Origin of the sequence: Nitrospira sp., assembly GCA_035968315.1 — a bacterium.
Taxonomy (GTDB): Bacteria; Nitrospirota; Nitrospiria; order Nitrospirales; family Nitrospiraceae; genus Nitrospira_D.
The window spans coordinates 106,099-129,544 of the sequence record JAVYIN010000002.1 but is presented as its reverse complement, the minus strand read 5'-3'; the positions used below and the strand labels follow the sequence as shown (position 1 = coordinate 129,544).

18 protein-coding genes are annotated in these 23,446 nt (G+C 60.8%); 9 read left to right on the top strand and 9 right to left on the bottom strand.

Annotation, left to right across the window (positions count from 1 at the left end; genetic code table 11):
- Nucleotide 1 precedes the first annotated feature (1 nt).
- From tpiA to gap, 3 genes are read right to left on the bottom strand one after another with little or no spacing between them, the layout of a single operon-like run.
- Nucleotides 2–775 carry a triose-phosphate isomerase gene (tpiA, locus tag RI101_00860; GenBank protein MEC4888584.1) on the bottom strand — a complete coding sequence of 258 codons (774 nt, stop codon included), beginning with the start codon at nucleotides 773–775 and terminating at the stop codon, nucleotides 2–4.
- Nucleotides 776–819: 44 nt separating this feature from the next.
- The gene (locus tag RI101_00855) at nucleotides 820–2,016 is read right to left on the bottom strand and encodes a phosphoglycerate kinase (GenBank protein ID MEC4888583.1); all 1,197 of its coding nucleotides are present in this window, start codon (nucleotides 2,014–2,016) and stop codon (nucleotides 820–822) included.
- Nucleotides 2,017–2,047: 31 nt separating this feature from the next.
- Entirely contained in the window at nucleotides 2,048–3,058 is a 1,011-nt protein-coding gene (gene gap, locus RI101_00850) for a type I glyceraldehyde-3-phosphate dehydrogenase (protein ID MEC4888582.1), read from the bottom strand.
- A gap of 265 nt (nucleotides 3,059–3,323) precedes the next feature.
- On the opposite strand from gap, the gene RI101_00845 reads away from it, so the two are divergent.
- On the top strand, nucleotides 3,324–5,723 hold the full coding sequence (locus RI101_00845; protein MEC4888581.1) for an endonuclease MutS2: 2,400 nt from the start codon (nucleotides 3,324–3,326) through the stop codon (nucleotides 5,721–5,723).
- 27 nt (nucleotides 5,724–5,750) lie between these two features.
- Here RI101_00845 and RI101_00840 read toward each other — a convergent pair whose 3' ends face one another.
- The 3 genes from RI101_00840 to RI101_00830 all read right to left on the bottom strand — a co-directional run bounded on the left by RI101_00840 (nucleotide 5,751) and on the right by RI101_00830 (nucleotide 8,530).
- Nucleotides 5,751–7,094: a sigma-54 dependent transcriptional regulator gene (locus tag RI101_00840; GenBank protein MEC4888580.1), complete on the bottom strand. Its 1,344-nt coding sequence runs from the start codon at nucleotides 7,092–7,094 to the stop codon at nucleotides 5,751–5,753.
- Between the two features lie 123 nt (nucleotides 7,095–7,217).
- Nucleotides 7,218–8,162: a tRNA epoxyqueuosine(34) reductase QueG gene (gene queG / locus RI101_00835; GenBank protein ID MEC4888579.1), complete on the bottom strand. Its 945-nt coding sequence runs from the start codon at nucleotides 8,160–8,162 to the stop codon at nucleotides 7,218–7,220.
- Nucleotides 8,163–8,167: 5 nt separating this feature from the next.
- Nucleotides 8,168–8,530 carry a hypothetical protein gene (locus RI101_00830; protein ID MEC4888578.1) on the bottom strand — a complete coding sequence of 121 codons (363 nt, stop codon included), beginning with the start codon at nucleotides 8,528–8,530 and terminating at the stop codon, nucleotides 8,168–8,170.
- Here RI101_00830 and RI101_00825 point away from each other — a divergent pair.
- A complete protein-coding gene (locus RI101_00825) occupies nucleotides 8,529–9,170 on the top strand; it encodes a hypothetical protein (GenBank protein MEC4888577.1) in 642 nt (213 codons plus the stop codon). The genes RI101_00830 and RI101_00825 overlap by 2 nt on opposite strands.
- Here RI101_00825 and thiI read toward each other — a convergent pair.
- The 3 genes from thiI to coaE form a co-directional block, all read right to left on the bottom strand.
- Nucleotides 9,154–10,332, bottom strand: coding sequence for a tRNA uracil 4-sulfurtransferase ThiI (gene thiI / locus RI101_00820; GenBank protein ID MEC4888576.1), 1,179 nt, complete (start codon nucleotides 10,330–10,332; stop codon nucleotides 9,154–9,156). The two genes, RI101_00825 and thiI, sit on opposite strands and share 17 nt — an antisense overlap.
- Nucleotides 10,333–10,473: 141 nt before the next feature.
- Entirely contained in the window at nucleotides 10,474–11,400 is a 927-nt protein-coding gene (gene trxB / locus RI101_00815) for a thioredoxin-disulfide reductase (GenBank protein MEC4888575.1), read from the bottom strand.
- 51 nt (nucleotides 11,401–11,451) lie between these two features.
- Complete coding sequence (coaE, locus tag RI101_00810; protein ID MEC4888574.1) at nucleotides 11,452–12,054, bottom strand: dephospho-CoA kinase; 603 nt, start codon at nucleotides 12,052–12,054, stop codon at nucleotides 11,452–11,454.
- Between the two features lie 82 nt (nucleotides 12,055–12,136).
- Here coaE and RI101_00805 point away from each other — a divergent pair, with 82 nt between their 5' ends.
- The 7 genes from RI101_00805 (at nucleotide 12,137) to RI101_00775 (ending at nucleotide 23,432) form a co-directional block, all read left to right on the top strand.
- Complete coding sequence (locus tag RI101_00805) at nucleotides 12,137–13,168, top strand: right-handed parallel beta-helix repeat-containing protein (protein ID MEC4888573.1); 1,032 nt, start codon at nucleotides 12,137–12,139, stop codon at nucleotides 13,166–13,168.
- Between the two features lie 143 nt (nucleotides 13,169–13,311).
- The gene (locus RI101_00800; protein MEC4888572.1) at nucleotides 13,312–13,497 is read left to right on the top strand and encodes a hypothetical protein; all 186 of its coding nucleotides are present in this window, start codon (nucleotides 13,312–13,314) and stop codon (nucleotides 13,495–13,497) included.
- Nucleotides 13,498–13,801: 304 nt separating this feature from the next.
- Nucleotides 13,802–16,483 (top strand): glucosidase, encoded by a 2,682-nt coding sequence (locus tag RI101_00795; protein ID MEC4888571.1) that lies wholly within the window; start codon nucleotides 13,802–13,804, stop codon nucleotides 16,481–16,483.
- Nucleotides 16,484–16,612: 129 nt separating this feature from the next.
- The gene (locus RI101_00790; protein ID MEC4888570.1) at nucleotides 16,613–18,610 is read left to right on the top strand and encodes an amylo-alpha-1,6-glucosidase; all 1,998 of its coding nucleotides are present in this window, start codon (nucleotides 16,613–16,615) and stop codon (nucleotides 18,608–18,610) included.
- Between the two features lie 75 nt (nucleotides 18,611–18,685).
- Nucleotides 18,686–19,204 (top strand): heme-binding protein, encoded by a 519-nt coding sequence (locus RI101_00785; protein MEC4888569.1) that lies wholly within the window; start codon nucleotides 18,686–18,688, stop codon nucleotides 19,202–19,204.
- Nucleotides 19,201–19,656, top strand: coding sequence for a hypothetical protein (locus RI101_00780; GenBank protein MEC4888568.1), 456 nt, complete (start codon nucleotides 19,201–19,203; stop codon nucleotides 19,654–19,656). The genes RI101_00785 and RI101_00780 overlap by 4 nt, the downstream gene beginning before the upstream one ends.
- An 83-nt stretch (nucleotides 19,657–19,739) precedes the next feature.
- Nucleotides 19,740–23,432 carry a TaqI-like C-terminal specificity domain-containing protein gene (locus tag RI101_00775; protein ID MEC4888567.1) on the top strand — a complete coding sequence of 1,231 codons (3,693 nt, stop codon included), beginning with the start codon at nucleotides 19,740–19,742 and terminating at the stop codon, nucleotides 23,430–23,432.
- The last annotated feature ends 14 nt before the right edge of the window (nucleotides 23,433–23,446 follow it).

Sequence of the window (23,446 nt, the reverse complement as noted above, 5' to 3'; positions counted from 1 at the left end):
GTTAATGTCCTATTCGTTTTTGAGCGAGTCGGACGATAGTAGCAAAGGAATCGACCTGGAGGCAAGCTCCACCGACCAATGCGCCATCAATGTCGGAAAAGGCCAGGAACCCCTCCACGTTTTGCGGAGTCACGCTGCCGCCGTAGAGAATGCGTGCTCCAGCGGCCACGGCGGCCGACCAGCCTGTTGCGAGGGCGCGCCGGATCAGCTGATGTACGTTGACGGCTTGCTCAGGCGTGGCGGCTTTTCCCGTTCCGATGGCCCAGACCGGTTCATAGGCGATGGTCAGCGGCGCCAGCTGGGCCGGCTCGAATCCCGCCAGGCATCCCTTTAGCTGCCGCTCGATGACGGTGGCGGTTGTGCCGGATTCCCGTTCGCCAAGTGATTCCCCGACGCAGAGAATCGGGTTCAACCCGTGCGTGAGCGCGGCGAGGAGCTTTTTACGGATCAGATCGTCCTGCTCTCCGAATTGGGCGCGCCGTTCGGAATGCCCCAGAATGACGTATCGGCAGCCCAGGTCTTTGAGCATGGGCGCGGAGATTTCTCCGGTGAAGGCCCCCTGGGTTTCCCAATGGAGGTTTTGTGCGCCCAGTGCGATCGACGCGGCGTGGCCAAGCGCATCCCTGACAGCGGCCAGCGCCGTAAAGGGCGGGGCGATCACGATGTCGATGGCGGCAGTGGACAACGGGGCCTGAACCAGCTCGCGCGCGAAGCGAGCCGCTTCCGACGCGGTCTTGTTCATTTTCCAGTTGCCGGCGATCAGCGGTGTGCGCACGGTGTCCTTTGGTCGCGGGCGTCCAGCGCGAGCTGTGGAGACGGTTAGGCCCGGTCCGGCAGCGCGGCGAGCCCTGGAAGTTGTTTGCCTTCCAGCAGCTCCAGGGCGGCGCCGCCGCCGGTGGAAATAAAGGAGATGCTGTCGGACTCGCCTGCGCGGTGGATGGCCATCGCGGTTTCGCCGCCGCCGACGATCGTCAGCGCATAGGCATTGGCGACGGCATGCGCCACCGAGAGGGTGCCGCGGGCGAAGGCGTCGATTTCAAACATGCCCATCGGTCCGTTCCACAGAATGGTTTTGGCATCTTGCAGGGCTTCACTGAACAGTTTGACCGAGGCCGGGCCGATGTCGAGGCCGTACCAGCCTTTGGGAATTTCCTGAACCGGCACGATTTTCGTTTCCGCGCCGGGCTCCCGGCTGGCCGCCACCACGCAATCGACGGGCAGGTAGAACTTCACGCCCCGTGAGAGCGCGTGGTCTTCGATGCCGCGCGCAAAATCGAGCATGTCGTTCTCGACCAGGGAGTTCCCGATTTCCAGCCCCTTGGCCTTGAGGAAGGTAAAGGCCATGCCGCCGCCGATGATGACCTTATCGACCCGTTTCCCGAGGTTTTCAATGACGCCGATTTTGCCGGAGACTTTGGCGCCTCCGAGGATCGCCACGAAGGGGCGGACCGGATTTTCGACGGCCCCTTCCAGGTATTCGATTTCCTTTTTGAGGAGTGCGCCGGCGGCCGAGTCTTTGATGAATTTCGTGATGCCGACGGTCGAGGCGTGCGCACGGTGCGCCGCGCCGAACGCATCGTTGATAAACACATCGCCCAGGGATGCCAGTGCTTTGGAGAAGGCCTCGTCGTTTTTCTCTTCGCCGGGATGAAAACGAAGATTTTCCAGGAGCAGCACGTCGCCGGGATTCATCTTGGCGACCAGCTTCTCGGCGGCGGGGCCGATGCAGTCCGGCGCGAACAGGACTTCCTTGCCCAGCAGGCGGCTCAGCCGCTTGGCGACGGGCGCCAGGCTGTATTTGGGGTCGAAGGCCCCTTTGGGGCGCCCAAGGTGCGAACAGAGGATGACTTTGGCGCCTTCATCGACGACCCGGTTGATCGTGGGAAGGGTCGAACGGATGCGTGTGTCATCCGTAATCTGGAGCGAGTCGTCGAGGGGAACATTGAAGTCGGCACGGATGATCACGCGCTTTCCGCGCAAAGCCACATCGTCGATGGTTTGCTTCCGCAGGTTCATCCGTGCTCCTTCTTCAGCCCGCTGTGTGCGGTTACCCCTTGGCCTTGACCGCCAGCGCCTTGATCAAATCACGGACGCGGCAGGAATAGCCCCATTCGTTGTCGTACCAGGCCGTGACCTTGATCATGCGCTTGTCGATGACATTCGTGAGCGGGGCATCAAGGGTGGCGGAGTGGGGATCGCCCTTTTGATCGATCGAGACAATCGGGTCTTCCGAATAATGCAGGATGTTCTTCAGCGGGCCCTCCGCCGCCTTCTTGAAGGCCGCATTGACTTCGGCGATCGTGCAATCTTTCTCGGCCTCCACCGTGAGATCGACGAGCGACACGTTCGGGGTCGGGACGCGAATAGCCAAGCCGTCCAGTTTGCCCTTCAACTGCGGGAGCACGAGATGCAGCGCCTTGGCGGCGCCGGTGCTGGTCGGAATCATCGACATGCCGGCCGCGCGCGCCCGCCGCAAATCCTTATGCGGCAGATCGAGCAGCTGCTGGTCGTTCGTGTACGAGTGAATCGTGGTCATCACGCCGTGCTTGATGCCGAAGTTTTCCAGCAACACCTTGGCGACCGGCGCGAGGCAGTTGGTCGTGCAGGAGGCGTTGGAAATGATGTGGTGCGAGGCGGGCTTGAAGTCGTTGTCGTTGACGCCGAGGACGATCGTCACATCCGGGTCCGCCGAGGGGGCGGAGATGATGACCTGCTTGGCGCCGGCCGACAGGTGTTTGCCGGCACTGTCGCGATCTGTGAAGCGGCCGGTGGACTCGATGACGACATCCACGTTCAAGTCTTTCCAGGGGAGCTCTTTCGGATCCTTCTTGGCCAGGACCTTGATGGGCTTCCCATCGACGAGAATATGATCGTCCTTCGCTTCCACCGTGACATTGAGCGTGCCATGCACGGAGTCGTACTTGAGCAGATAGGCCAAGGTCTTGGCGTCCGTGAGGTCGTTGATGGCGACAATATCCAGTTCGGGGTCTCCCATCGAGGCCCGAAACACGTTGCGTCCGATACGTCCGAATCCATTGATGCCGATGCGAATAGCCATGCGTCTATATCCTTTACTGAATAACGAGCCGGGGCCAACGCCCTGGAAATGGTGGCGCGATAGTAGCGGCGCCCCGGAGCCTTGTCAAGCTATACGAAGGAGGAATATGCGCTGAAAACCCTGTGTTTGCCGTGTTTTCACGCGCTGGCGCTCAGTAGAATTCCCGGCGGAAACCGTCTTGAATTGCCGGTCGCCTTGCTTCTCGCTCGGCCTCTTCGCTAGAGTCCTGCCATCCTCACGTTGGTCACCGATTGTTGATGCTGTGATGAATCACACACTCTCGGAAAAAGCGGCGCAGGCCTTGGAGTGGCCCCGGTTGCTCGACTGCTTGGCGCAAGGGGCGCAGTCCGCCTTGGGCGCGGCGCGCTGCCGGACGTTGGCCGTCGAAAACGAGCTGGATCTCCTGATCCAGCGGCAACAGGAGACGACGGAGTGGCTCAGGCTCGGGGAGGGCAGCGATCCTGCTCCCGTTTTATCGTGTCCGGATGTGCGTGAGGTCGTCGAGCGCGCCCATAAAGGCGGGGTGCTTGAAACGATCGAGCTGCGCGACTGCGGGCTCGTGCTCAGTCTGATGGAAGAGGTGGCGCGGTTTGCCGGCCGTCATCAACACGCTGCGCCTGCCGTCGCCGCGGTGGCCGGTCCGTTGCAGTGGACGAGGGAGTTGCAGGGGCTCCAGCGGGCGTTGGATGCGGCGATTCAGCCGGACGGCGCGATGAAAGAGTCGGCGAGCCCCGAATTGCGGCGGCTCACCCATGCGGCCCAGGAGTTGAAACAGCGCATGCGGGAACAGCTGGATCGCATTCTGCACTCCAGCCGTTATGAAGAGGTCCTGCAAGAATCCTACTTTGCGCAGCGCGAGGGCCGCTATGTGGTGCCGGTGAAGGCCGACATGCGCGGGCGCATGCCCGGCATCGTGCACGATGTGTCGGCCAGCGGCGCGACGGTGTTTCTCGAGCCCCGCGAGCTGGTGGAATTGAACAACTCGATCAAGGTCGCCGATCTGGAGATTGATCGGGAAGTGCGGCGCATCCTGCGCGAACTCTCCCTGCTCGTGTCGGCTCATGCGGAGCCTCTACAGGCCGGCATCGAGGTCTTGACCGAACTCGATTGCCTCCAGGCCAAGGCGGCCCTCAGCCGGCGGCTCAAGGCCAGTCCGGTCTCGCTCAATGATTGCGGACGGGTGATGCTGAAGCAGGCCCGGCATCCGCTGTTGATGCTGGCCAAAGAGCAGGTCGTGCCCAACGACATCCTGCTCGATGAATCCATCCGTGCCCTCGTGATTTCCGGCCCCAACACCGGCGGCAAGACGGTGACGCTGAAGATTGTGGGATTGTTTTCGTTGATGGTGCGGGCCGGGCTGCATCTGCCCTGTGCGCCGGAATCCGAGATGGCGATTTTTCCCGATCTCTATGCCGACATTGGCGACGCGCAGGATCTGAGCCGGGACCTCTCCAGTTTCTCCGCGCACATGTCGCAGATGGTGCAGCTGCTCTCCGAGTCCAGGCGATTTGTGGGCCAGCGCGCTCATTCGCTGGTCTTGCTCGATGAGCCGGTCACCTCGACCGATCCGCTAGAAGGCGCGGCGCTGGCGGAAGCGCTGCTCTGCCATTTGGCGTCGCTGAACATGAAGGTCGTCGTCACGACGCACTATGGCCCTTTGAAAGAATTGGCGCAGACCACGGCGGGGTTTGCCAACGCCAGCGTGGAATTCGACGTGACGCGTCTGGCGCCGACCTATCGCTTGTTCTTGGGGATTCCCGGCGGCTCATCGGCGCTGGAGATTGCCGGGCGGCTGGGCATGGATGAAGCCATTTTGACCGATGCGCGCCAGCGGCTGCGCCATGAAGATCGGCGGCTGGAAGATCTGATGGCCGACTTGCAGCAGAAACAGCGCCAGCTGGCTGAAGACGCCGCGAGGGCGCGGCAAGCCAGAGCAGAAGCCGAACAGGCGGCCAGTGAAGCGAAAGCCCTGCAAGCACGATTGGAAGAAGCCGAGCAGGAGGCCCGCAAGGGGCTCAAGAAAAAAATCGGCGAGCAGTTTCAGCGCGCCCGGGCTGAGGTGCAGGCGACCGTCGATGAGTTCAAGCGCGAGCAAAAGCTGATCAAGGCCAAGGAAACAAAACAGCGGTTGAGCGAGATGGAGGCGCAGGCCAAGCAAGAACTGGCGCCGGCGGGCGAACCGATTCCTCTCGCGCAGCTGAGTATCGGCGATCAGGTGGAAATTTCAGGGTTGGGCCTGACCGGGAGTTTGCTGGAAGCGCCGCAAGGAAAGAAGCGGGTTCGCGTCAAAGTGGGCGAGGGCGAAGTATTGGCCACCGTCGCCAATCTCGTCGGTGTGGCGCGCGGGGCGGCTGCGCCCGCTCCCCCGGCGCCCTCATCGAGCCCGCGCAAGTTCCCGGCCGGCGGCGGGTTGGGGCTGGATGAGCAGACGGTGGTCGATGTGCGCGGCCAGGCTGCCGACGAGGCGCTCGATCAGGTCATCGCAGCCCTGGATCGGGCCACGCTCGACGGCGCGCCGTTTCTGCGCATCATCCATGGACACGGCACAGGGAAGCTCAAGGCCACGCTTCGAGAGTATTTGAAAGGCTCCCCCTACGTCGCCGGTCTCCGTCCCGGCGACCGTGCCGAAGGTGGCGATGGGGTGACGGTGGTGACGATCCGGTAGAAGGATCGAGGCTGTTGTGGCCGCGTGCTACGACAGATGGTACTTGGCCATGCGGTAACGCAGGGTGTTGCGGGTGATTTTCAGGAGGCGGCTCGCCTCTGACACGTTCCCTGCCGCTTTGCGCAGGGCTTCTTCCAGCATCCTTTTCTCCATGTCAGACACCGAGAGTCCGAAGGCGAGGAGCGACGGCTTCAGCTCAGGGCTCGCTGGCTCCGAGGCGTTCTCGGTATGCACTGAGGGGGGAAGATGCTGCGGTTCGATCCAGTCTGCTTTGCAGGTGATGGTGAGCCATTCGGCCATATTATGGAGTTCCCGGACGTTGCCCGGCCAGGAGTGGCGTCGCAAGAGGGCCAGGGCGTCGGGGGTGATGCCGGTGATGCGGCAGCCACGCTCGACGCGGGCCTGCTCCAGAAAGCGCTGAAGGATCGGCTCGATGTCCTCGGGCCGTTCACGGAGCGGAGGCAGGCGGAGCTGATACACGTTGAGCCGGTAGTAGAGGTCGAGCCGGAAGCGGCCGGTTTTAATGTGCGCCGGGAGATCTTCGTTCGTTGCGGCGATGATGCGGATGTTGACTTTATGGCTCTGCGTATCGCCCAGCGGGTCCACGGTATGGTCTTCGAGGACCCGTAACAGCTTGGCCTGTGCGGCCGGGCTCATCTCGCCGATTTCATCCAAAAAGAGCGTGCCGCCTTCGGCCTGTTGGAACCGCCCTGGTTTCGTGTGTGTCGCATCGGTGAAAGCACCCTGATGATACCCGAAGAGCTCCGATTCGAGGAGGTGCTCGGGAATGCCGGCGCAATTCAGCGCAACCAGAGGGCCGTGGGCTCTCGGGCTGGCCGCGTGAATGGCCTGGGCGAACAATTCCTTTCCTGTTCCGCTTTCGCCGGTAATCAGCACGGCGGCGTCAGTCAGGGCGACTTCACGCGCCAGCTGTTTCATGAGTTTCATCTGTGGAGAGACGCTCACGATCAGATCGAACCGGTCCACCGGCTTCTGCGCGGCGTGAGCCGGCTCCTGGGTGACGAGCAGCCGGCGAATGGCGGCATCGAGTTCCTCGGGAACCAGCGGTTTGGCGAGATAGTCCGCTGCTCCGGCGCGCATCGTCTCGACGGCCTCGTGAACGGAGGCTTGAGGGCCGATGACGATGACGGGGAGGTTCGGGCGGCGCAGCCGTGCTTCCTGAAGAATGGGCACGACCGTATGCGGGGTGCCTTCGCAGAGGACGAGGGCGGGATTGGATTGCTGGATCTGCCGGATGCCCAATAACGGGGTGTCGGCTGTGAGAAGGATGGCATGCCGGGGAACGACCTGTTCAAGGGCACGCCGCGTATGGACGTCGCTTGAAATCAGGAGGAAGGTCGCAGGGTTCATTCGGAGGACTCCTTGTTAAGGGCTCCCGTCGAACACCGATCGACTACAGATAGCCTACTCCTCTTGCCGGATGGAATAAAGAGGGGCGGACACTTTTTAATGGAAATATGTAGGTGGGGCTATTTATTGGTTGGTTTTCGCGATTGAAAGATTACGTTGAAGTCCCGCCAGTTTGGCCCGCTTGATCGGACTCTGGTGAAATGTGCGGCGAAACGCGGAGTCGTCCAACTGGGCAAGCGCGTCCAGATCCGGCGCCAAGGTCACAGGAGAGGGCTGAAATGCCGGTTCCTGAGTGGGCGCGGCGCGCAAGTTAAACGGACAGACATCCAGGCAGTCGTCGCAGCCGAAAATGTGATTGCCCATGCGGCGCCGTAGTTCCTCCGGCACGGCAGCCATATCGCCGCGCAGTTCGATGGTCAGATATGAGATGCAGCGGGTGGCATCCACGACGTAGGGCTCGGCGATCGCCCCTGTTGGACAGGCCTGAATACAGAGTGTGCAGCTGCCACAGAGGTCGCTGGCCGGTTCGTCCGGGTCCAGTTCCAGTGTGGTGAGAATCTCCCCCAGCAAGAGCCAGGAGCCGTGCTCGGCCGACACGAGATTGGAATGTTTGCCGATCCAGCCGAGCCCCGCCTGTTCCGCCCAGGCCTTTTCCATGATGGGGCCGGTATCGGCATAGGATCTGGTTGTGGCATGGGGGGCGAGGGCGGTAATACGGGCTTCGAGGGCCTTCAGCTTTGCTCCCACTACGTCATGGTAGTCCTGTCCCCAGGCATAGCGGGCGATCCGGCCGTGGCCCGGCCGTTCGTCCGCGCGATGGCCGGTAAAATAATTTATGCCTACGGCAATGATCGAGCGGCATCCGGGGAGCACGAGGCGGGGATCGGCCCGCTTTTCCGGCGTCCGTTCCATCCAGGCCATGGTGGCGTGGAACCCGCGCTGGAGCCATTGGGTGAGGCGCGAGGCGAGCGTGGGCGGCAGAGCGGGTGCCGTGTCCACGCGGACAATGCCCACGGCATCGAATCCGAGCGCCTGGGCTTCTTGTTTGATTGCCCTAGCGAGGGCCATAGAGATTACTGTTGAGGGGAACAGTCATAACGGACGCTGAATTGCGCTGAGCAATGGTCGGATTGGCAGCGGCCGCAGGCGCCGGTGATGGTGGTTTTCCAGTCGGTGGCTTTTTCATCGAATCGGCACAAGAACCGGCCGCCCTTGGATATGGTCGTCCAGGGTTTCGTGGAACCGGGCGCCTGTGCCACGCGGCATCCGGCGGGAAATGGGACGGCACAGCTATGCGAGGCTTCTCCCTTGCCCATGCCGAAGCTGCAGGATTGTTCGGTGGTTGCGTGCGAGCCGTCCATGGGCTGGGCGTGAGCGGAGGCTGAAAGGCTCCACAGGCTGAGGATTGTCAGCAGGCACAAGGTCCAGCGAGTCATGCCGCGCATCCTAGCACAGAGCGGTTTGGATGCGTCAATCAAGGGCCTCGCCTGGATCGCCATGGGCCTATATAATCGCGCCATGGTATGGCGAGCGATCATGCTGCTAGCCGGTCTCCTGTGCAGCGATCCGGGGTGGAGCGTTGGGGCCGAACCGGTCGTACTGGACGTGCGGACGGAACCTGCTGGCGGGGTGAAGGCGACGGCGACGGTGCTTTTTCCGGTGGCGCCGGCGATCATTCAACGCCTCTTGACCGACTATGCCCATTGGCCCGAATTGTTCGACACCCGCATGCGCATGGCGGAGATACGCGAGCAGGAGGGCACGGTGCTGACGGACATCCGGATCGAGCATGTCTTGCTGGCGGGAGAGCGGCGATTGCTCAGCGAGTCGCGCACGCTGCCAGGCGGCGGATTGCTGACGGAGCTGAAGGGCGGCGACTTCAAACAGTATCACCGGTTCTGGAAGCTCCTGCCGGTTGATGGCGGCGCCCATACCAAAGCCGAGTTCGAATTACTGGTCGAGATCCAGACGGTCGTGCCGGATTGGATGGTGGCCGCGGCGATGCGGCGTGAGCTGGAGACGCACTTTGCGATAGTCCGGGAGAAAGGGCTGGCGCTGGCTACGCGGGGAAAGTAAATTCCGTCCGCTCGGCCTTGTCCAGTCCCTGTTGCACAAGGCGGGGAATATCTAAGGCGCGCTCGACATTCAAGAGTTCTGCGAGGCGTGTCTTAGTACTGGGGTGCGGCGGCGTGAAGAGTTTGCAGCAGTCCTGATCCGGTTCGATGGAGGTCTCATAGGTGCCGATGCGTTTCGCGTCGTCCGTAATTTCCAGTTTGTCCATCCCGATGAGCGGCCGGAGGATCGGCAGTCCCGCCACTTCTTCGACCACCGACAGGTTTTCCGGCGTCTGAGAGGCGACCTGTCCCAGGCTGTCGCCCGTCACCAGGCCCCAGCACTCTTCCTTCCTTGCGAGGGTTTCCGCGATCCGCATCATCATCCGGCGATACAAGACGACGCGGAAGGGGGCGGGGGTGTTGAGCACGATCTCGCGCTGGATCTCTCCAAACGGAATCACGTAGAGCGTGGTCTCATAGAGTGAGGCGTTGAGGGTTTGGACCAGTTCACGGACCTTGTCTTCCGAGGCGCGGCTCACCAGCGGCCGGCCTGAGAAATGGACAAATACGGCGCGGCAGCCGCGTTTAATCATGCGATAGGCGGCGACCGGTGAATCGATTCCGCCGGAAATCAGACAGGCAACCGTGCCGCTGACTCCCACCGGCATGCCGCCGGGCCCCTGAACTTTGTCCACGGAGAAGTAGGCGTCTCTCGATAGCAGCTCAATGTAGACGGTGAGGTCAGGGGCCTTGAGGCTGACCGGTTTCCCCATGCGTTCATGAATGGCTTCGCCGACCAATCGTTCGACATCCATCGAGGTCAACGTCAGACGCTTGTCGGCTCGTTTCGCCGTGACGCGGAACGTCGAAAAAGATTTCGACTGCAGTTCCTCGATGATGGCGCGGTTGAGTTCCTCAAGGTTCGGCTCGGCCAGGTTGAGCGGCACCGCGCGGGCCAGGGAAAAGTTCGCCACGCCACAGACCCGCGCCAGCCGCTCGCTGACGGCGGCTCCATTGGCATCCGGCGGCAGCATCACGCGAATGCGGCTGCGAAGATTTTCTACGCGGGTGATGCCGAGGCCCCGCAGGGCGAGCTGAATATTGCGGACCAGCCGCTGCTCAAAGTAGTCGCGGTTGCGGCCTTTGAGGGCGAGTTCGTGGTAGTGGACGATGGCGCATTTCATGATGCTAGTGGGATGCTGAAAATAGCCGCCAACGTCGTTCTCGGCTCGCCAACATCCTCAACGTACCCCTGAGGGTACGCCTCCGGTGTGTGTCTCGCCTGCGGCCTAGTTGGACGACTATTTTGAGCATCCCCAGGAGTCTCACAAGTTATGGGAGGTTGTTTCTAAAAACCGTTCCGCATCGATGGCGGCCATGCAGCCGGAGCCGGCGGCGGTCACGGCTTGGCGGTACCTGGAGTCCTGCACGTCGCCGGCGGCAAAGACGCCGGGAATATTCGTGGCGGTGCCGTGGTGGGTCAGGATGTAGCCCTTCTCATCCATCTCGATCTGGCCCGCGAAGAGCGCCGTGTTGGGCCGATGGCCGATGGCGACAAAGACGCCGGCGCAGGGAAGTGCTGCCGTCTTGCCGGTTACGAGGTTCTTGAGCCGCACGCCGGTCACCACTTCTCCACCCAGGATATCTTCGACCACCGAGTTCCAGACGAAGGCGATCCGTTCGTTGTGGATCGCCCGGGTTTGCATGATCTTTGACGCACGGAGCTTGTCCCGCCGATGGACGAGCGATACCTTTGCGGCAAACTTCGTGAGGAACAGGGCTTCTTCCAGGGCACTGTCTCCGCCGCCCACCACAATCAGTTCTTTCCCCTTGAAGAAAAAGCCGTCGCATGTCGCGCAGGTGGAGACGCCGTGGCCGGTGAGGCGTTGTTCGTTGGGGAGGCCGATCTGAATGGCCGATGCTCCGGTTGCGATGATGACGGCGTTGGCCTCGATGGTCTGTTCGCCATCGACGGTGACGGAGAAGGGACGGGCTTTCAGATTGACCGCCGTGACCTCGCCGGTGAGAAATTCGGCGCCGAACCGTTCCGCCTGCGCCCGCATGCTCTTCATCAACTCCGGGCCCATGATGCCTGTGGCGAAGCCGGGATAGTTCTCGACTTCCGTCGTGGTCGTGAGTTGGCCGCCGGATTGCCAGCCTTCGATGAGGAGCGGAGACAGATTGGCCCGCGCCGCATAGATGGCGGCGGTCAATCCTGCCGGTCCGGAGCCAATGATGATGACATGGCGCATGGGCGTGCAATCTAACATAGAGAGAAAACAGAATGCAGGGGGAGTTGAGCGTTAGGCGGACGCGCGAAGCAGGCGAAAGAGTGAGCCGACTTGTTTCCGTAACGCGGGAAGGGGCAAGGTTCCGTCCAGCACATAATCCGCGCGGCGGCGTTTGTCTGCCATCGGCATCTGGCTGTTGATCCGGCGCAGGGCTTCGGCGCGGGAGAGGCCGTTGCGTGTTTTGAGACGGGCAATCTGGGTTTCGCGGCCGGTGCTCACGACGACCGTGGCATCCACCCGTGTATCGATACCGGCTTCGAAGAGCAGCGGCACGTCGTAGATCACGACGGCGTGCGGATCGTGTCTGGCGGCTTGCTTGGTGAGCCTGGTCTGCTCGCGCGCGACACGGGGGTGGATGATGCGTTCCAGCCGGCGCAGCCGGGTCTTGTATCCAAACACCATCGCTCCCAGGGCTTGGCGATTGAGGGTGCGATCGGGGTTGAGGACGGTCTTGCCGAAGGTCTTGACGATCTCCCGCCAGGCCGGTTTGCCCGGCTGGACGACCTGGCGGGCCAGCTCGTCAGCATCGATGACGACGGCGCCGCAGCGCGTGAACATGCCGGCGACGGTGCTTTTCCCGGTTGCGATCCCGCCTGTCAGTCCCACCAGTAGCATGGCGCGGAGCTTATCATGGGGGGTGCCACCTCACAAGAAACCCCGTTGACAGGCCGCCTCGCCCGCCTGTAATACCTTGCTCATGCGAAATCTGATTGTGGCGATGGCGTGCGTGATGGGTCTGGGCGTACCGGCATGGGCCGATGAGCCGGTTGTCACCGGTCCGCGTACTATTACGGTCGCGCTCGATGGCAGCGGAGACTTCACGTCGATTCAAGAGGCGGTGGATGCGGCCAAGAAGGGCGACACGGTGTTTCTCAAGCCCGGCCAATATGAGCAAGATCTCACGATTCACAGCAAAGACAGCATCAAGCTGATCGGGGCGGGCGTGGACCAGGTCACGATGCTGGGCAAGGGCCAGATGGTGGGCGTGCTGCATGTCGGCAAGTGGCCCTATGGCGCGACCAATATCGAGATCCGCGGTTTGACGATCAACGAACACGGCGGCCATGCGCTGGGCATTTTTAACGGCGAGCGCATCACGCTGCGGGATCTCCGGGTCAAGGGTATGGTGTTTGGCCAGCAGGTGCAGGATGTGCGGATCGAGGACTGCGTGATCGGCGGCAGCGAGACCACCGGCATCCAGTTTGCCGACTCCCAGGCTGTGCTGGTGCACAATTACATTCACGATAACGATCATGGGGTGAATGTGGCGGGCAAGTCCCAGGTCCGTTTGGAAGGGAACATCATTACGCGCAGCCTGTTTGAAGCCGTGGTCGTGACTGACAGGGCCAAGGCCATGCTGGTTCGCAATACGCTCGTGAAGAACGGTGGCGGCGTGGCCTTCCTGGGCTATTCCCAAAGTGAGGCGTTCGGGAATGTGGTGAGCCTCAATAAGGTAGGCTTTCTCGTGGCGCCATCCAGCCAGACCAAGACCGCGTTCAATGCATTCTTCAATAGTGATGGCAATTATATGCGCGCCGGCTCGCCGAATATCCCGGCGCCCGAGTTGAAGCAGGATTCGGATCTCATCGGTGATCCCCGTTTTGTCGATGCCGAGCACGATGACTTTCGGCTTCGCGCGGACAGTGCGTTGCTGAACGTCGGCCAATTCCCCTTTCTTGGGGCGCTTCCTCCCGTCCACCCGTCCGCGGCACAACGCCAGTCCAAGTAGTTGTTAAAGCGCAGGATTGTGTCAGCCGCTCAGGCCCTCTCCCGGGGTGTGGTAGGCTTTCTCTATGGGGCGGCTCTTCCCGGCGAACCGGTACTCAAGGAAAGCGGCAGACAGGCCGAGAAGAGTCTAACAGGAGGTTCACCGTGGCCAGCTTCCGGCAAGATTGCGATACCCGTTCCGGCGATGGCATTCCGTCGTTGGAAGACATGGAGTCGGGAAAGCTCGTCGGCGCGGTGCTCCCGATGTCCGATAAGGCCCAGGCGCAGATGCGCAACAGCATCGAAGTGATCGATTATCTCCTCAATCGGGAACGCGTCGTCTGGATGTAGCGCTTTCCGTCCTGTCTTGTCCATCATTGCGCGGTTCTCTTTCTCGTTCATCCTGTCTCCAACGTCTTCAGATCCTGTTTCAACGGGAGATCCCTTCTGCCTTCATGCGGGGGCGCGAATCGTCCGATAAAGCGACGAATGGGGCCCTGTGCCGTGCTCCGTCGGAGGAGCGCCGGTGTGTGAGGACGCCTTGAAATGATTGTCAGAATGGCGCATCGTCATCAGAATTCCGTCGAGAGATCGCCGGATGGCCTGAACGGCGGTCTTCTTTCTGACGGGTTCAATCAGACTGGTGAGGCGGCGCATGCCTAACGCAAATCGGTCCTCCTCGCAGCGTCAGGCCCTGAGGCTGGCAGAACAGCAGCGTCTCCAGGAAGATGCCCGCCGCGAGAAACATTGGAAACGCTGGGGGCCCTACCTGAGTGAGCGGGCCTGGGGAACGGTGCGCGAAGACTACAGCCCGCATGGCACCGCGTGGGAGGCGTTCCCGCACGATCATGCCCGGTCGCGGGCCTATCGGTGGAACGAAGACGGTCTGGCGGGGATTTCCGACCGCCATCAATTCATCTGCTTCGCGCTGGCGCTCTGGAACGGCCGCGATCCGATCCTCAAAGAACGTGTCTTCGGCCTGACCGGGAACGAAGGCAACCACGGCGAAGACGTCAAAGATTACTACTTCTATCTCGACTCGACTCCCACGCATTCGTACATGAAATATCTCTACAAGTATCCGCATGCCGAGTTTCCCTACGCCCAGCTTGTAGAGGAAACCCGGCGGCGGGGACGCACGGATCCGGAGTACGAACTCATCGATACCGGCGTGTTCGCGGAGAATCGCTATTGCGATGTCGTGGTGGAGTACGCCAAGGCTTCGCCGGAGGACCTGCTGATCCGTATCCATGCCGTCAATCGAGGGCCCGATCCCACCGAGCTGACGCTTCTGCCGACACTCTGGTTTCGCAATACCTGGTCCTGGGGGCTGGATGTCCGGCGGCCACGGATGAGAGCCGGGACGCCGGCGCAGGGGATGAGCGCGATTGAGTTGACGCATGAGCAGTACGGCCTGCGGCGCCTGCTCTGTGAGGGCGCGCCGCCGGTATTGTTTACCGAGAACGAGACGAACACCAAGCGGCTGTACGGCGATGCCGACGGCGCGCGCTATGTCAAAGACGGGTTTCATGAGTATGTGGTGCGGGGAGACCGCGCGGCGGTCAATCCCGGCCAGATCGGGAGCAAGGCGGCGGCGCATTACCGGCTCGCGCTCGCGCCGGGCGAGACCAAGACGATTTCGCTTCAATTTCTGAACGGCGATGGCGGCCGTGCCTACTCACCAGCGGAATGCGCGGCCATCTTCACGCAACGCCTGGCCGAGGCCGACGAGTTTTATGAGAGTCTGGCCCCACCAGATGTGTCGGCGGATGCCCGCCTGGTGCAGCGGCAGGCGTTTGCCGGGCTGCTCTGGAGCAAGCAGTTCTATCATTACGATGTGTCGCGCTGGCTGAAGGGCGACCCCGCAGGACCGGAGCCTCCGCGCGAACGGGTACAGGGGCGCAACGCGGACTGGACGCATCTCTACAACGCCGACGTCATTTCCATGCCCGATAAGTGGGAGTATCCCTGGTATGCGGCGTGGGATTTGGCGTTTCACTGCATCCCGCTCGCGATCGTCGATGCGACCTTCGCCAAGGAACAGCTCATTCTTATGTTGCGAGAGTGGTACATGCATCCGAACGGCCAGATTCCGGCTTATGAATGGGCCTTCGGCGATGTGAATCCGCCGGTCCATGCCTGGGCGGCCTGGCGTGTGTACAAGATTGAAAAGAAACGGACGGGCGCCGGCGACCGGGTATTCCTGGAGCGGGTGTTTCACAAACTGCTGCTGAACTTCACCTGGTGGGTGAACCGGAAAGACGCCGAAGGCAAGAACATTTTTCAGGGCGGGTTTCTCGGGCTCGACAATATCGGTGTGTTCGATCGCAGCGCGCCGCTGCCGACCGGCGGCCATATCGAACAGTCGGATGCGACCAGTTGGATGGGGATGTACTGTCTCAACATGCTCTCAATCGCGCTGGAACTGGCGCGGGAGAATCGGGCCTACGAGGATGTGGCGAGCAAGTTTTTCGAGCATTTCGTCTATATCTGCCGGGCGATGAACAATATCGGCGGTGAACAGATCGAACTGTGGGATCGGGAGGACGGGTTTTTCTACGATGTGCTGCATTTGCCGGATGGGAAGAACCTTCACATGAAGGTGCGGTCCATGGTCGGCCTGATCCCGCTCTTTGCCGTGGAAACGCTGGATTCTGAACTCATTGACAGCTTGCCGCGTTTCAAGCATCGCATGCAGTGGTTCATCGAAAACCGTCCAGACTTCAGCGCCCATGTCGAAACCCAGTCCTACGACGGCGGCGTGCGGCGCTTTCTCTCCCTGGTGAACCGCCATCGGCTGAAATCGGTGTTGCGCTACATGCTGGACGAGGACGAGTTCCTTTCCCCGTATGGCATTCGGGCGTTGTCGCGCTATCACAAGGATCATCCGTATATTCTCTCGGTCATGGGGAAGGAGCATCGGGTGGACTATGAACCGGCTGAGTCGGGGACGGGTTTGTTCGGTGGCAATTCCAATTGGCGCGGGCCGGTCTGGTTTCCGGTGAACTATTTGCTCATCGAGTCGCTGCAGAAGTTTCACTACTTTCTGGGGGACCAATTTACGGTGGAGTATCCGACTCGTTCAGGGCGGCAGGCCACGTTGTGGCAGGTCGCGGCGGAACTCTCGCGGCGTCTGACGCACATCTTTCTCAAAAATCCTGACGGCATCCGCCCCGTGTTCGGCGGCACAGCCACGTTTCAACGCGATTCGCACTGGCAGAACCATGTGCTGTTTTACGAGTACTTCCATGGCGACAACGGGGCTGGGATCGGCGCCAGTCACCAAACGGGGTGGACGGGGTTGGTTGCGAAGCTGATCCAGCAGTCGGGAGAGTGAGGATGCTGAAAATGCCCCCCAATGGCGTTCTCAGGAGTCGTGAAACGTGAGGCGTGAAAGGTGAAACGAGGGGAAGTCCCGAGCTGCGGCCTTGTTGGATGGACATTTTGAGCATCCTCAGATCCAAGAATGAACATCCCTTCCAAAGACTGCCGACATCTCGATCAGGCGCTCAGTCTCGAGTGGCTGGAGACGAACGGGCGTGGAGGGTTCGCATCGGGCACGGTCGCTGGGGCTCATACGCGGCGGTATCATGCGTTGCTGCTCACGGCAAGGAATCCGCCGGCCGAGCGGGTGGTGTTGGTGAACAGCGTCGAAGAGTGGCTCGACCTTGACGGGCACTCCTTCCCTCTCTCCACCAATCTATACCCCGGCGTGGTGCATCCGACCGGTTATGACCACTGTGCAGGTTTTGCGCTCGCTCCCTGGCCCGTTTGGACCTACAAGGTTGGCGGGTTGACCCTCCGGCGCGAGCTTTTCTGTGTGCAGGGGCGCGATCTTGTCGTGCTGCGCTGGCATGTGGTTGGCAGATCAAAACGGACGGGTACCTTGCGGGTGCGACCGAAGCTCACGGGGCGGGATTATCATGCCTTGCACCATGAGAACGGAGCCCTGAGGACTGAGGCCACGGTCAGGGACGGCCAGGTCACCTGGCAGCCCTATCCGGACGTGCCGGCGGTTCGAGCCGTTCATAACGGCCGCTATCGGCATGCGCCGGATTGGTATCGGCACGTTCAGTTTCCTGTCGAGCAACAGCGCGGCCTCGATGATCGGGAAGATTGGTGGTCGCCGGGGGAACTCTCGTTCGTGGTCGCGCCTGGATCATCCGCTGATCTCGTCTTGAGCAGCGAGACCGTGGAGGCGGTGGATGTGGCAAGGCTGGAGCAGGCCGAGCGATCTCGCCGTGAGGCGCGTGACGAGGCGGTGCCGTCCACCGATGCGCTGGTTCGACGCTTGTGGGTGGCGACGGAGGCCTTTCTTTCGGAGCGGGGTTCGCAGCAGACGATCGTGGCCGGCTATCCCTGGTTCACGGATTGGGGGCGCGATGCCTTCATCTCACTCCCCGGGCTTTGTCTGGTGACCGGCCGGTACACGATCGCGCGGCAGGTGATCAGCGCCTTTGCCGCCCACGTGTCTGACGGCATGATCCCGAACCGGTTTCCCGATGACGGAGAGCAGCCGGAGTACAACACGATTGACGCCTCTCTTTGGTTCATCCATGCCGTGGACCGCTATCTGGCCTACTCGAAGGATATGGGGGGGGTGCGCCAGGTCTGGCCGGCGATGGCCGCGATTCTCGATGGGTATCGTCGGGGGACGCGCTACGGCATTCATGTCGATCATGACGGGCTGGTCACAGGAGGCGAGCCGGGAGCGCAGTTGACGTGGATGGATGCCAAGGTCGGCGAGTGGGTCGTGACGCCACGCCAGGGCAAACCGGTCGAGATTCAAGCGCTGTGGATCAGGGCGCTGGCGGTTGGAGAAATGCTGGCCAAGAAGTTTCGCGACAAGGCCCAGGCCGAACGGTGCCGCAGGGATCGGGCGCTGGCGACGGAATCGTTTCAGCGGCGCTTCTGGTATGGGGCCGGCGGCTATCTGTATGACGTGATCGATGGCCCGGAGGGAGACGATGCATCATTGCGGCCTAATCAGCTCTATGCCCTCGCACTGTGCGACGGGTTGGTGGCGAAGGAACAGGCGCAACAGATTCTCAGGGTGGTCGAGGAGCACTTGCTGACGCCGGTGGGCTTGCGGACGCTCTCTCCTCACGATCCACGCTATCGTGGGCGGTATGACGGGGGTGTGGCTGAGCGGGATGGGGCCTATCATCAAGGGACGGTCTGGCCATTTCTCATGGGCCCGTTTGTCAGCGCCTGGCTGAAGACCTACGGTCAGACGGTGAAGAACAGAGCTCGCGCACGGACGTGGCTGAACGGGCTTGTCCCCCATTTGGAACAGGCCTGTGTCGGTCAGGTGTCGGAAATTTTCGATGGCGACCCGCCGCATGAGGCACGTGGCTGTATAGCGCAGGCCTGGTCGGTGGCGGAGCCGCTGCGAGTGCTGATCGAAGAGCTTGGCGTGATACGAGCCGCCGGGGGATGTGTGCCCGCACGGCCTCGCACTTGACAGCCCCCGGCAGCCTTCGTACTCTTCGGTCTTCTTTTTCTCATGACGATGTCGGGACACATAAAGGAGATGGATATGAATCGAGTCTGGTGTGGCGTGGTGCTGGTCGCGATTAGTCTGACCATGGGGGCGAGGGATGTGTCCGCCGAGGAACTGGCCAAGGAGTCGGTCTTGCCGCTGCATCTGGCCCAGCGGGCGGTGCAAGCCGCGGTGGATGCCTGCAAAAAGGATGGGTATCGCGTGAGTGTGTCGATCGTGGATCGCGCGGGGATTCTTCGCGCGATGGGCCGGGCGGATGGCGCGGGCCCTCACACGGTCGATAGCAGCCGCAAGAAAGCCTATACGGCGGCGAGCCTGCGCCGGGCGACGAGTGAACTGGCCGACCTCATGAGCCGGACTCCTCCGCTTCAGGCGTTACGCGATATGAACGAGCAGATTCTCATGCTGGGCGGCGGGTTGCCGATCGAGATGGGCGGCGACGTCGTCGGCGGCATCGGTGTGGGCGGGGCGCCCGGCACGCATCTCGACGATGCCTGCGCCGAAGCAGGGCTCGACGCCATCGGCGCGGCGCCCAAGATTCCGGCAGCCAAGTGACGCGACGGCTGTGGTGGTGCCTCGCCGTGGCCTTGAGCGCCGGCTTGGTTGGATGCAACAGCGGTGTGCCTGAACCGGCCTCTGTGCAAGTTCCAGGAACCGGCCTCCGGCTGACGATTGTGCGGATCGCGACCGATCCGTTTCTGTCCCGGCATAATCTTGCGCTCACCGTCGAGCGGGCTCCGGACTGCCGCACCGAGGTCGATCTCTTTCCGGATACCGGCCATGCGAGCCGCCGCAATTTGTACGTGACGAGAAATGGGCTGGTCTATGTCGTCGGCCAATTCGATGCGCGGGTGATCGATGGTCAGGCTTGCACGATCACGCTCTCCGAGTTCCGCCACCTCGACCGTGAGGTGATCTTTCTCGGGAGCTTCGACGAAGATGCCGGGGAGCGCTGGACCTATCTCCCAGCCTCGGAACGTCCCGAGCGCCCGTTCGAGAAACGGTAAGGTGATTTGACAGTGTCGCAGGTTGCTCCTAGACTCCCGCCTGCAATGCCCGCGCATCCTGAGCGATTCTTTGGAGTGTTCGCGTGAGCCAGGCGCCTCCCATCGTTGCCATCCTCATCGACCGGTTCGAGCGGAATCGGGATGCCTACAAGAGCCAGGGTTACAACGAAACCCAAGTGCGTCGGGAGTTTCTCGATCCCTTTTTCGAAGCGCTCGGCTGGGACGTCGCCAACAGGCAGGGCCATGCCGAGGCCTACAAGGATGTCATCCATGAAGATGCCATCAAGATCGGCGGCAACACTAAAGCGCCCGACTATTGTTTTCGGGTTGGCGGCGCGCGCAAGTTTTTCCTGGAAGCCAAGAAACCGGCCGTCAACGTCAAAGACGAGATTCCCCCGGCCTATCAGCTCCGCCGCTACGCCTGGTCGGCTAAGCTGCCGCTGTCGATTCTGACCGACTTCGAAGAGTTCGCCGTTTACGATTGCCGGACCCGCCCGAACGCGTCTGATAAATCCAGCACAGGCCGCATTCTCTATCTGACGTATCGTGACTACTTGGCCCGATGGGACGAGATCGCGTCCATCTTCACCAAGGAGGCGGTGCTCAAAGGCTCCTTCGACAAGTATGCGGTGACCGATCGTAAGCGGGGCACGGCCACCGTCGATGCGGAGTTTCTAAAGGAGATCGAAACCTGGCGGGACACGCTCGCCAAGAATCTCGCGCTCCGCAATCCGGCGCTCACCGTCCACGAGCTGAACTTTTCCGTCCAGCGCACCATCGACCGGCTCATCTTCCTCCGCATTTGCGAAGATCGTGGCGTCGAGCCCTACGGCCAGCTGCAAGCCCTGCTGAACGGGCAGAACATCTATGGCCGGTTGCGCTACCTCTACGAACAGGCCGACGACCGGTACAACTCCGGTCTTTTTCATTTTCACAAGGAGAAAGACCGCGCCGAATCGCCCGACGATTTGACCCCCAGCCTGAAGATTGACGACAAGGTCCTCAAAGAGATTCTGGGGCGGCTCTACTACCCCCAGAGTCCCTACGAGTTTTCTGTGCTGCCCACGGAAATTCTCGGCCAGGTCTATGAGCAATTCCTGGGAAAGGTCATCCGGCTCACCTCCGGCCATCAGGCCAGGATCGAAGAGAAGCCGGAAGTGAAGAAAGCCGGCGGCGTCTATTACACGCCGGCCTACATCGTCGAATACATCGTCAAGCAGACGGTCGGCGTGCTGTGCGAGGGCAAGACGCCCAAGCAGATTGCGAAGCTCACGATTCTCGATCCGGCCTGCGGATCGGGCTCGTTTTTGCTCGGGGCCTATCGCTACCTCCTGGCCTACCATCGAGACTGGTACGTGAAGGACGGCCCGGAGAAGCACCGCAAGGAACTCTTTCAGGCGGCCAGCGGAGAATGGCGGCTGACCACGCAAGAAAAGAAGCGCATTCTGCTGAACAATATCCACGGCGTGGACATCGACAGCCAGGCCGTGGAAGTGACCAAGCTCAGCCTCTTGCTCAAAGTATTGGAAGGAGAAAGCGACGAGACGCTCAAGCGGCAGCTTTCCTTTGTCCATGAGCGGGCGTTGCCCGACCTGGGGCAGAACATTAAGTGCGGCAACAGCCTCATCGGGCCGGATTACTTTACGGGCCAGCTCATGCCGGACGATGAGGAGATGCGGCGGGTGAATCTCTTCGACTGGAAGGCCGAGTTCCCGGCAATCATGAAAGCGGGGGGCTTCGATGCCGTCATCGGCAATCCGCCCTATGTACTCCTTCAGGATCAATTTCGTGATAACAGACAGCTTGACTATTTCCGCTCCAACTTCAAGGCCGCCTCCTTCAAGATTGACACTTACCATCTGTTTATTGAGCAAAGAATAAATCTTTGTCGGACTGGTGGACGGTTTTCAATGATTACACCTGCCAACTTCCTAACGAACAATCACCTCGATAAGCTTCGGCGCGTAATATTAGAGAGATCAAGCGTTCACCATGTTGTTATTATCGACGGAGGTGTATTTGATGGAGTTAGCGTGGATAACGCGATATTTGTATTCAGTCCTGGTAAGCGGGCTATGCAGGATTTCCGAGTCGCTCACGCCAGGCTTGAAGGACAACAATTGATTCAAACTAGTCAGACAACTGTCTCGCCAGCAGTGGCGCTGGAAGATGCTCACGTTCTCTACTCCGGAACAGGCCAGTCTGCTTTAGCGAAGCTTTGGAAGAGAATCGCTGCGAGATCCTGTGGGTTAGGCGATATTGCTGATGTGAACTTCGGGAAGCAATTGCGAGATCGAAAGAAATTTATAAAAGATGTCATAGAGGTTTCTAGTGGCAGCAAAGTGCCGTCTACCCACCGTCCATGCTACTCGGGACGTGATATCAATCGGTACTTACTAAAATGGGGGAATCTGGCATGCCTCAATGATGAGATCGCCAGATCGGGAGGATGCTGGGATGCAAGTAAACATGGCGCAAAGAATAAACTTCTCACCCGTCAGATCGGACGTTATCCGGATTTTGCTATCGATGTCGAAGGGTGGCACTGCCTGAACACCATATTCATGGTAAATCTGCGTGAAAAATGGCCAAGCGTTCGATATGTGCTAGGCATTTTGAATTCAAAGCTGATGCGTACTTTTTGGTTGGATCGCTTCTATGACCAGCGCCATACCTTTCCTAAAATTAAAGGAACGTATCTCAAACAATTGCCTATACGTGCAGTTAACTATTCCGACAAATTAGACAAGGTTAAGCATGATCAGATGGGAGTGCTGGTCGAACGCATGCTCGCTCTTAAAGAGCGCGGCTTTGAGGCCAAGACGCCTGCGGACAAAGACCGTCTGCAACGCCAGATCGACGCGACCGATCAAGAGATCGATCGGCTGGTCTATGACCTCTATGGTTTGACGGAAGAGGAGATCAAGATCGTTGAGTCGGCCTCGGTTGCATCCTCATCCAAAGTGAAGGAGAATGATCGTCATGAATCAGAAGCCGAATCAGCCGATCGACCTGGTGCAAGCCGAGGTGCGCCTGCAACAGTGGCGCAGCCAGCACAATACCCCGGCGAAGGTAGCGGCGGCGCACCGGAAGGTGTTGCTGGAGCGGGTGAGCCAGTCCATGGCGTTCGAGAACCAGCCGGTCAGTACGGATCGTCTCAAGGCGCTCACGGAAATCCCGAAGGCCAAAGCGAGCTAGGCTCTACTCGCCAGTTCGACACAGCGGAGGGCCGCCTCTCTTATTCAGAACTTTCCGAACGCCTCGCTGTGCCACTCGTCGGCATCTACGACGAGATTCTTCAGGTCAAGCCCGATCAGATCGTCATCAATTCGGAATGGCTCTGCGCACGCCATAAACGGCTCGCCGGGCATTTGTTTCCCGATTGGGCCGGACGATTCCGTGATGTGGATGTGCAGGTCGGCGGACACACGCCTCCGCCATACTACGAGGTCCCGATCCATATGCGGCAGTTCTGCGATGATCTGGCTGAACGCTTGCGCCATGAACCGGACGGAACGCTTGGCGGCTGCGCGGCGCTCCTGGCCTGGGCGGATTGGCGCTTCCAGTGGATTCACCCCTTCAAGGACTTCAATGGCCGAATTGGCCGCGTCCTGCTCGCGGCGCTCCTCTATAAGATCTGCTTGCCTCACGTCGAAACCGCTCCGCTGGAATCCACCACACGTCGTCAGTATTTGGATGCGTTGCAAGCTGCCGACGATGGTAATCTTGGCCCACTAGCAGAATTGTGGTCACATCGAATTCTCGATGCGTTGTAGTACGATTGTTCATG

Bases quoted from the DNA above. Each gene is read 5' to 3' on its own strand.
- RI101_00855 (MEC4888583.1), bottom strand. From the start codon at position 2,016: ATGAACCTGCGGAAGCAAACCATCGACGATGTGGCTTTGCGCGGAAAG.
- gap (MEC4888582.1), bottom strand. From the start codon at position 3,058: ATGGCTATTCGCATCGGCATCAATGGATTCGGACGTATCGGACGCAAC.
- RI101_00845 (MEC4888581.1), top strand. From the start codon at position 3,324: ATGAATCACACACTCTCGGAAAAAGCGGCGCAGGCCTTGGAGTGGCCC.
- RI101_00840 (MEC4888580.1), bottom strand. From the start codon at position 7,094: ATGAACCCTGCGACCTTCCTCCTGATTTCAAGCGACGTCCATACGCGG.
- queG (MEC4888579.1), bottom strand. From the start codon at position 8,162: ATGGCCCTCGCTAGGGCAATCAAACAAGAAGCCCAGGCGCTCGGATTC.
- RI101_00825 (MEC4888577.1), top strand. From the start codon at position 8,529: ATGCCGCGCATCCTAGCACAGAGCGGTTTGGATGCGTCAATCAAGGGC.
- RI101_00830 (MEC4888578.1), bottom strand. From the start codon at position 8,530: ATGACTCGCTGGACCTTGTGCCTGCTGACAATCCTCAGCCTGTGGAGC.
- thiI (MEC4888576.1), bottom strand. From the start codon at position 10,332: ATGAAATGCGCCATCGTCCACTACCACGAACTCGCCCTCAAAGGCCGC.
- trxB (MEC4888575.1), bottom strand. From the start codon at position 11,400: ATGCGCCATGTCATCATCATTGGCTCCGGACCGGCAGGATTGACCGCC.
- coaE (MEC4888574.1), bottom strand. From the start codon at position 12,054: ATGCTACTGGTGGGACTGACAGGCGGGATCGCAACCGGGAAAAGCACC.
- RI101_00805 (MEC4888573.1), top strand. From the start codon at position 12,137: ATGCGAAATCTGATTGTGGCGATGGCGTGCGTGATGGGTCTGGGCGTA.
- RI101_00795 (MEC4888571.1), top strand. From the start codon at position 13,802: ATGCCTAACGCAAATCGGTCCTCCTCGCAGCGTCAGGCCCTGAGGCTG.
- RI101_00790 (MEC4888570.1), top strand. From the start codon at position 16,613: ATGAACATCCCTTCCAAAGACTGCCGACATCTCGATCAGGCGCTCAGT.
- RI101_00785 (MEC4888569.1), top strand. From the start codon at position 18,686: ATGAATCGAGTCTGGTGTGGCGTGGTGCTGGTCGCGATTAGTCTGACC.